At 39.8% G+C, this 8814-nt stretch carries 7 protein-coding genes, 1 tRNA gene and 1 rRNA gene; 5 read left to right on the forward strand and 4 right to left on the reverse strand.

All coding sequences use genetic code 11. The features are described from left to right. Window positions 1–30: 30 nt before the first annotated feature. The 3 genes from rrf to ABZB17_RS16820 all read left to right on the forward strand — a co-directional run bounded on the left by rrf (window position 31) and on the right by ABZB17_RS16820 (window position 2486). Window positions 31–140, forward strand: a 5S ribosomal RNA gene (gene rrf / locus ABZB17_RS16810). Between the two features lie 670 nt (window positions 141–810). Then, a complete protein-coding gene (locus ABZB17_RS16815; protein WP_372651787.1) occupies window positions 811–987 on the forward strand; it encodes a hypothetical protein in 177 nt (58 codons plus the stop codon). A 752-nt stretch (window positions 988–1739) separates the two neighbouring features. Beyond that, window positions 1740–2486: a PRC-barrel domain-containing protein gene (locus tag ABZB17_RS16820; protein ID WP_372651789.1), complete on the forward strand. Its 747-nt coding sequence runs from the start codon at window positions 1740–1742 to the stop codon at window positions 2484–2486. Between the two features lie 232 nt (window positions 2487–2718). On the opposite strand, the gene ABZB17_RS16825 is transcribed toward ABZB17_RS16820, so the two are convergent. From ABZB17_RS16825 to ABZB17_RS16835, 3 genes are all read right to left on the reverse strand, one after another. Further along, window positions 2719–2791, reverse strand: a tRNA-Thr gene (locus ABZB17_RS16825). 104 nt (window positions 2792–2895) lie between these two features. Next, window positions 2896–3375, reverse strand: a complete 480-nt coding sequence (locus ABZB17_RS16830; protein ID WP_372651791.1) for a hypothetical protein — start codon at window positions 3373–3375, stop codon at window positions 2896–2898. A 123-nt stretch (window positions 3376–3498) separates the two neighbouring features. Further along, window positions 3499–3915 carry a hypothetical protein gene (locus ABZB17_RS16835; protein ID WP_372651793.1) on the reverse strand — a complete coding sequence of 139 codons (417 nt, stop codon included), beginning with the start codon at window positions 3913–3915 and terminating at the stop codon, window positions 3499–3501. An 801-nt stretch (window positions 3916–4716) separates the two neighbouring features. Between ABZB17_RS16835 and ABZB17_RS16840 the strand changes: the two genes are divergently transcribed. Further along, on the forward strand, window positions 4717–5583 hold the full coding sequence (locus ABZB17_RS16840) for a hypothetical protein (RefSeq protein WP_372651795.1): 867 nt from the start codon (window positions 4717–4719) through the stop codon (window positions 5581–5583). Between the two features lie 618 nt (window positions 5584–6201). Further along, the gene (locus ABZB17_RS16845) at window positions 6202–6858 is read left to right on the forward strand and encodes a hypothetical protein (protein ID WP_372651797.1); all 657 of its coding nucleotides are present in this window, start codon (window positions 6202–6204) and stop codon (window positions 6856–6858) included. Between the two features lie 332 nt (window positions 6859–7190). Here the strand turns inward: ABZB17_RS16845 and lysS are convergent. Next, a partial coding sequence (gene lysS, locus ABZB17_RS16850; RefSeq protein ID WP_372651799.1) for a lysine--tRNA ligase occupies window positions 7191–8814 on the reverse strand: 1624 nt, incomplete at its 5' end.

Here is an 8814-nt window from a genome sequence, read left to right on the forward strand (position 1 = left end):
ATAAATGTCAGGACTGACGAACGAAAGATTTTAGGTGGCTATAGCGACGGGGCACCACCTCTTCCCATTCCGAACAGAGAAGTTAAGCCCGTCAGCGCCGATGGTACTGCGTAAAGTGGGAGAGTAGGTCGCTGCCAATTTAAATTAGAACCTGGTTCCTTTAGAGGAGCCAGGTTTTTTTATGGAATAAAGTGAAGTCCCGAGGATAAATGTGGGGATCCTAAAATAAAACGGCGAAACACGGTTGTTAGCTACAAAAAAAGGGTAATACGTTTTAGAGCCCGGTACATATGTAAAATGTGCTAAAAAAGGCTATAGGTAGCAGTAGAATAGAATTGTCGCATATTAATAACCTCTGCCAAGAGATTTAGCATTTATCTTTAACGTCATTTAACCTACTTTAAGACGACTAAAAAAAATGAGCCTTATCAGAAATAGATTCTGAAAAAGGCTCAAGTTTTTATGTTGAGGAAAGCTTGTTATTCAATACGTAATTAATCTCGCGGATAGCTATCGTATTTTATAAACCGGAATGCAAGCCTTTCGGAGTGACAGTTGCTCCGATCGTTTAATAAACTGTTTTAACAACTGTTTATGCTTGCTGCGTCCGCCACGAGATAAATAAAACAAATTAAATTACAGCACTTCATATTAACCAGGTTCAACAAACGTTTGTCCGGTTGAAATTCCCTAACATGTATTAAATAATTTTTTTTACGTCCTTATATTAATATTCTAAAAAAGACGAAAAGGTAATCTTTTTGCATGTTTTTTGCGTATAACTAATTGACTTGACATAAACGAAATATTATGAAAGTAGTGTTGGAAGAGGATTTGTTTGCAGGGCAAACCGTGTTGCCTTGTAGAGCAGTTGAAATAGTTAATAGTTTAAAAACCAGTTATTATGGCAATTTTTCTTTATGGAAGCGTCGTGATAGCTATAATCGTTGCAGTATTGATTTTATGCTATCGGGATGTAAAACATAGCTAAAAGTATTTTGGTATGGGGCTGCACCCGGGAAATACCACTGATTGAATGGAGTAAATGCCATAAGAGGGGAAGTCTGTACTTATTTCACCACACTGTTTTTAAGCTTCTTAATCACTAATATTTTGCTACATATTAACAATCGGCTTTTGATAACTATCACATTTAGAGCGAAACAACTGCTGTATTAGGCCGTAACCACATCTATACTTTAAAACAAAAAGTTATGGCAGTAATTATTTATGGTATTTTATTTCTGATGGCGATCTCTATAATGATGTACAGAAGTTACCTTGATGTGAAACAAAATCATTAATTTCTGTTTAATCGTCACTCGTTGAAATGCTATCCTTGGCTATGAAACGGATTTGTGAAAATCTGTTATATGGATTTCTGCCCCCTTTTCAAAAACATCTTTCTTAAAACCGCTTGTAATTATTGCATCATGTAAGTTGCCGGGTGCTTTCGTTTTTCCGTTACTATTCTTATCGATCAGTAACAATTCTCCACACTTGTTGTGACATTTTTCCACAGTAAATTCATATTTATTCTTGTTTTATAAACCTATACCGTTGGCGTAAGTGTCAGTATTTCAGGCTTTGTAAGATGTGTTGATTTATTGTGTGGCGTATTGTGGAACATCTTTGGAATTAGTATTAAAAGCAAAGCGATAGCTATAAATCGTAAGGGATAAGAACTGTTCAGGGAAATAGCGTGCAATAGTGCACAACAAAATATAAAATCTGGTATTATGAAACGTAGTTTAAGAGAATTGATAGGATACTCCGTTAGGGCAAAGGATGGAGATGAAGGAAAAGTAAATGATTTTTTATTCGACGAAAAGAGTTGGATAATACGGTATGTGGAAGTTGACCTGGGAAATTTCTTTAAGGCGAACAGGGTATTGGTGCCCTATAATTTCCTTGGAGAGCCCGATTGGGAAGAAAAGACGTTCAAAATTAACTTGAGTGTCGACAATATTAAACGGTCGCCAAACTTAAGTTTCGACATGCCGGTATCGCGAATTTACGAGCGAAAACTGGCCGATTATTACGGAATCAAATATCCGTATTGGATGGTCGATTCAGCCGCATTTGCCGGAAACGAAGTTGTTTTTTACCCGGGCGTAGCATTCAGAGCACCACGTAAGGTAATTAAGGAAGAAGACATTGATACTAGTTTGCGCAGTTTTAACGAGATTAAAGGTTATGGAATTAACGCCACCGATGACAAATTCGGACATATTTCCGATTTGATTATTGACGACACCGACTGGCAAATTCTGTACTTTGTGGTCGACACGAATAATTTATTCCCCTGGAGTAAAAAAGTAATTCTTCCGATTGAAGTGATCGATAAGATTAGCTTCTCGGATCGTGAAGCCCGTGTTGATATGACAAAAGAAGCCATTAAAGATTCACCGGAATATAACCCGGATGATGCAGTAAATGCCGAGTTTGAGGAAGTTCTTTACGACTATCACGGCAAAAGAAAATAGAACGACATAATAAATTGGAAAATTGGGAAACCGAAGGCAAATGACTTCGGTTTTTTTATTGTCTTACTCCAAAACTTGAAAAGTTTACTTATCGTATTGGACTAATTCTTTGTTCTAAATTACTAAGTTATGGAGAGAAAAGAGCCTCTCACGGGACTTGAATGCTGATGCCTTGATCAGCATCCTGACTGAAACGTCAGGGCCCGCGACCGGTAAAAGATAGTGAGAAAAGAGCCTCTCACGGGACTTGAACCCGCGACCTGCTCATTACGAATGAGCTGCTCTACCAACTGAGCTAAAGAGGCCTGCCTGTTACAATATAAAATATTTTTGCCGATAATGAATATGCCCAAAAACAATACGAGGCATGAAAAGCAGCGCATATTAATCATCGGAGAAAGAAGTTCTACTAATCAATGGCTGTTTTATTTTCTTCCAGTACCGAAATGAAATCGAGGTTATAGAACAGACTAAACTTCTCAAGAAGGCGAAATCCGTTGGCCGAGAGCTCCATGAGTTCCGGGAAAAAATGAATCAACAACTCTTTGGCTTTTTGATGTGTTCGTTGGGCAAATTCCGATTCCCGGAAACGCAAAGGATATTTATCCGTTGCACGTGAGATAGATTCCAATTCCAGCGCCAATCGTATTTCGTTGTAGTTTTCATCCTTGTCGGCTACCGAGTCGGCACAATTAAACAAGTGGGCGGCATATTGTTTTAGCGCCTTGTTTAATTCATCTTTTGGCAGGTTTAAGTCCGAATATTCGTTGGCTATAAGCAACTGCTCGCGAATAAAATGGCGATGAAATTGCTCAAAAAGCTGATCGATGCGCTTAAACTCGGCACTTAATTTCAAATGAAAGTCCTTATTTAAATCCCGGTATTCCATATCTAAATAACATTTAATCCGTTAAAAAGATTTTATCCGAATAAAATTACGCGAAAATGAACGGCTTTCAAAAGAATTGAATATGGTGTAAAGCATACAAAACCAAGGGTTACATCTGTTTGTTTAATTAACGCTCCAGTCCTGGATGGCTAAAATTTTTGATTCGCCCAATTCTCTGAATTCCACCCTTAAATGTTCCACATGGCTTAATGCTTTATTCCCCTCTTCGGTGGGGTCGCCGTTGTCGTTCCAAAACCGGTTAAAATGTTGTTTTGACGAATAGTAATAGACCACGCCAATTTTGTTCTCGGTTTCCCGGTTTAATCCCTTCATCAGTTTAATGTCGCAACCCAGTTCCTTTGCAAAAGCCGGATAGAGTTCGTTTTCAAGAAAATTGATTATCCGGTCAACCGGAATGTTTTGGTGTGCGGTAAGTTCGATGGTGTGGATACTGATAAGACTTCCTTTTTCGATGGTTTGTGCGCCGGCAAATAAGCCAAACAGCAGAAAAGCCGCTGCTATACCTACGATTTTTTTCATGACCTGTGATTTAAGATTAATTCATTAGAATGGTTTTGTATACGGAGGCCAAGGTATTGAGTTCCACAAGTTAGGCTACCTGTTTAAAGGCCTTGGTGCGAATTTAAAAAGTCGGGGTGTTGTATGCGTGTTTGTACTTGTTTATCTGGGTGATATGTGTGCCGTGATATGAGTACAAATACAAAAATAATTAAGATTAAGTGGTGGTATTGCTTGTTAATCGCATGAAAATGTGCCAGTTGATATTATTGGTTGAACAAAAAGAAATAAACATAATTAGCTAACATATTTGTAGGGAGATTTGTTAAAAAACGGAATTGGCGTTTGTTTTGAAATTTTAGTGTTTTCTGGAATAAACATAAAATATGAATTAGTAAAAAAGGGGCAGGGTGTCGGACTGTTGATAAGTAGTTGAAAAATTTGTTTTTTAGTTTCAAAGGACGTAAATTGTTGATCCTAGAAGCAATGCTTTTGGATGCAGACTTGGCCATTTTGGGTATTATCGATAAAAAATAGGGGACTAACTCAATAGAGTTGTGCGATAACTGTGTTATCATAAATATGAGAAACCAAACTTCTGATTTCGTTAAACCGTAAATTTCATAAAATGTAGTCATACTTTTTTAAGTAGAAGCTTAGTTCCAAAAAGTAGAATTACTATACACTTTTCTGGTTGTGTAATTTTGCCTGGATGTAGGCGAAATATACCATGTAAATTACAATCAGGAGGATATTATTGAATGATTCAATATCCCCCATGGGGAATCTATAACTTCATTTATTAACACAAAAATTTAAATTATGAAAAAACTTTTTTTACTGACCTTAATTGTTGCACTATTTGCAGCATGTGAAAAAACTGATCCTGTCGTCGAGTTGGAAGGCGATGTAGCATTGAAATCCGTTGCAGATGACGGAATGAAACTCGTTGGCGAACACTTTAATCTCAACATTATTGGGGTGGCCGATAAAACAATGAATGATATTGCTGCCGGAGGGGTGATTTTTGTTGATTTGTATGGCACAAGCGAAATTCATTTGCAAGAAGCTCCTGAAGGAGAAACCTTTGCCGTGTTGGACAAAAACGGAACAGATGAAGATGGTGCTTTATTCCAGCTTCCTCACCCGGGATTTGAGCCTTATGTTACCGAGCTTCCATGGGGGTATGATACTGAAACTGAATATTCGGTTTATGCCCGTCAGCTGGGTAAACCACTGACCGGAGCCACTATTACCACAATGGCCACTCTTTCGGACCTGGCGGAATTTATTGCTGCTGCTGAAGACAAAAAGACAGTCAGACTTTGGGAAAATCTTGTTGATGTGTATGGAGAGGCTCTTTATATTGCGTGGGGCGAATTTATTCCTAATCCTATTGAATTTGAAAGATTAAAAGGCAAACAAACTTACCAGAATGTTACTGCTGAGTTGCTTTCGGTTGTTTATGAGATACTTGTAGCCTACGAAGATACAAATGGTGATGGAGTAATTGATGGATTGGATGAAACGTTAACATTCCACGTTCGTATTCCGATCTTCGATGATCTACTGGAAGGAGAATACTGGAAATATGAAAACGATGGTTTGAAACTCTTACAACTCCGTTTCTATCCCTGGGGAACAGATATGACTGTTGAAGACATGGAAGACGGTTGGGACTCGTTGTAATGAAATTTTGAGAACGTATTAAGGGGGCAACATTTAATGTTGCCCTTTTTTGTACTTCTCCCGAAAAGCAATACTTTAAACTCAAACAATCAACAAACTTCTTGTAAAAACACATGTCTTCTCTTAATACAGAATACTCTTTATTCAAAACTATCGAAGCTTAACCATCAGGCCGGCGTGTTCTTAATTATGGTTGTTTTTCTTGGCTGTCGGGGGTTATACTGAGCACAAGTGCATAAAAATATTTGGATAAGTGATTCCTATTCCATAAATTGACGACAGTATTTAACAAAAACGAATCAAAAATAAGCATCGCCCAGGCAAAATAAGCATACAAAATTTTAGAGAAAACCCCGGGAAAGCAAAAAAAACACGCGGGCAACCTAAGGAAGTGCATGGGCAACGCTAAGGAGTGCATGGGCAACAGGTAAAAACGCGTGGGCAACGGTTAGAAACGCATGGTCAACGGGTAAAAATGCACGGGCGACGGGTAAAAATGCACCGGCAACGGGGAAAAACGAATGGGAAATGAATAGGAGCATGAAAGGTTGGTTAAGCAACAGGCAATCACTCAAAAAGAGTAGATAAATATAAATGTAAACCTTAAAATTAATTGAAATGACAACTAAAGCACTTACCGAGGCAGAAGCCCTCGAGCAGTATCGCGTATCGTTAACAAATGTCGAAATTCAACCTGAGATGGCTGCAGGCATGGCCGAATTTGGTTACGATACAACAGTAATTGCCGAAGGTAAAACACTTTTGGCCGCAACCCGCCAGGTTTTCGACTTAAACAAAACAGAAGACGATGAAACTTCGGAAGCCTATGCAACTTTTAAAACTTTAAAAGAACAACTCGACGCCATTTATCGCTTGCACCGAAAAAAGGCAAAGGTTATTTTCCGAAACGAACCACTACTATTGGAGCAACTTGGCATTGCAGGCAGGTTGCCAAAAGCATACGTAAAATGGTTGGAAACGATGAGACGATTTTATAATGTGGCGGGTAGAGATCCTCAAATTCAGGCAAAATTGCTACGGCTTAAGATTACAGCCGAAGACATAACTAACGCAATGAGCCTGATTACCGATTTGGAGGCTGCCCGTGGTGAATACCTTAGGGAAAAAGGCGAATCGCAGGAGGCAACAAGAGCCAAAGACGCAGCATTTGAAAGAATGGACGACTGGATGAGTGAATTTTACGCCGTGGCGAAAATTGCCATGGAAGATAAACCGCAACTGTTAGAAGCGTTGGGGAAATTGGTTCGAAGTTAATAAACCGTGCATTGCCTGTAGCTAAAAAAGCCTTTCTGTTTGTTTACAGAAAGGCTTTTTTCTGGTTTCTATATTGCAGTAATTATATTCGTCTTGATGCGAATTGAGTGACCCCCAGAACCACGAATCCCAAAAATATTCAATGTAGAATTCCCAACTCCCAATCTTCAAAATTTGGATATTGGGAATTGAATATTGGGACTTTCTCAAACAAAAAAAAGCCCCTCCGAAAAGACGAAGAGGCTCCTATATTTTTACGCCCGATGCTTCGATCGGGATTTCGTCCGTTTTAACGGACTCAACTTTCTACTTTTTCCTTTTTCCTTGGCACCCTACAGCGCAGTTACCAACAAACCGGCATCGGTATTTTCAACTTTAGCTACCTTCTTTTTGGTGAGGCCTTTAATGGCTTTGTCCCATTTTTTGTTGCTAAGCCCGGCTTTTTCTTTTAGCGCATTCAGTTCTATTGGCGATTCCGCTTTCAACAGTTCAAAAACTGCTTTTTCGTCCTCGGTCAGTTCCACTGCTTTTTTCTCCGGTTTCATTTGCGGGAAAAACAACACATCCTGAATCGACGGGCTGTTGGTCATAAACATAGTCAAACGGTCCATTCCAATTCCCATTCCCGATGTAGGAGGCATACCGTATTCCAGTGCACGCAGGAAATCCTGGTCGATAAACATGGCTTCGTCGTCACCTTTTTCCGAAAGTTTCAGCTGGTCTTCAAAACGTTCGCGCTGATCGATTGGGTCGTTCAGCTCCGAGTAGGCATTTGCCAGCTCTTTACCGTTTACCATCAACTCAAAACGCTCGGTAAGCTCCGGATTGTCGCGGTGCATTTTTGTAAGCGGCGACATTTCTTTCGGGTAATCGGTAATAAAGGTTGGCTGAATGTAGTTGCCCTCACATTTTTCGCCAAATATTTCGTCAATCAGTTTTCCTTTACCCATGGTTTCGTCGATTTCAATATCGAGCTTTTTGCAGATATCGCGCAGCTCATCTTCCGACTTACCGTTGATATCGTAACCGGTGTGCTCCAAAATAGCCTCGGCCATGGTAACACGTGGGTAAGGTGCTTTATAATCGATAATGTTGTCGCCCAACTGAACTTTTGTGGTTCCGTGTAATGCCATGGCCACACGCTCACAAATTTCTTCGGTAAAGCTCATCATCCATTTGTAGTCTTTGTAGGCCACATAAATTTCCATCACGGTAAACTCCGGGTTGTGGGTGCGGTCCATTCCTTCGTTACGGAAATCTTTGGCAAATTCGTAAACGCCTTCAAAACCACCAACAATCAGTCGTTTTAGGTAAAGTTCGTTGGCAATACGCATATACAATGGCATGTTCAGCGCATTGTGGTGCGTAATAAACGGACGCGCAGCAGCTCCTCCCGGAATCGGCTGCAAAATCGGTGTTTCCACCTCGTGATAACCATACTCATTAAACATCTGGCGCATGGTGTTGTATATAATTGTCCGTTTTTTGAACGTTTCTTTCACTTCAGGGTTAACAATCAAATCGATGTAACGCTGGCGGTAACGCTGTTCCGGATCGGTAAAAGCATCAAAGGTTTTGCCGTCTTTTTCTTTTACAATCGGCAAGGGGCGCAACGATTTATTCAGCACTGTAAATTCAGTAACATGAATGGTTAATTCGCCCATTTGCGTGATAAAAGCATGTCCTTTTACGCCAATGATATCGCCAATGTCGAGCAATTTCTTAAACACCTCGTTGTACATCACTTTATCGTCGCCGGTACAAATTTCGTCGCGGTTAACGTAAATCTGAATACGTCCTTCGTGGTCCTGGATCTCAGCAAACGCAGCTTTTCCCATAATTCTGCGGCTCATCAAACGGCCGGCAATCACTACATCCTGAAAATTCTTCTCCTCTTCCTTGAAGTTCTGTTTTATTTCTTTGGTGTTGGTATTTACGTGGTACTGTGCCGCCGGG

The sequence above is a fragment of the Draconibacterium sp. genome (assembly GCF_041583095.1).
In the GTDB taxonomy this organism is placed as follows: domain Bacteria; phylum Bacteroidota; class Bacteroidia; order Bacteroidales; family Prolixibacteraceae; genus Draconibacterium.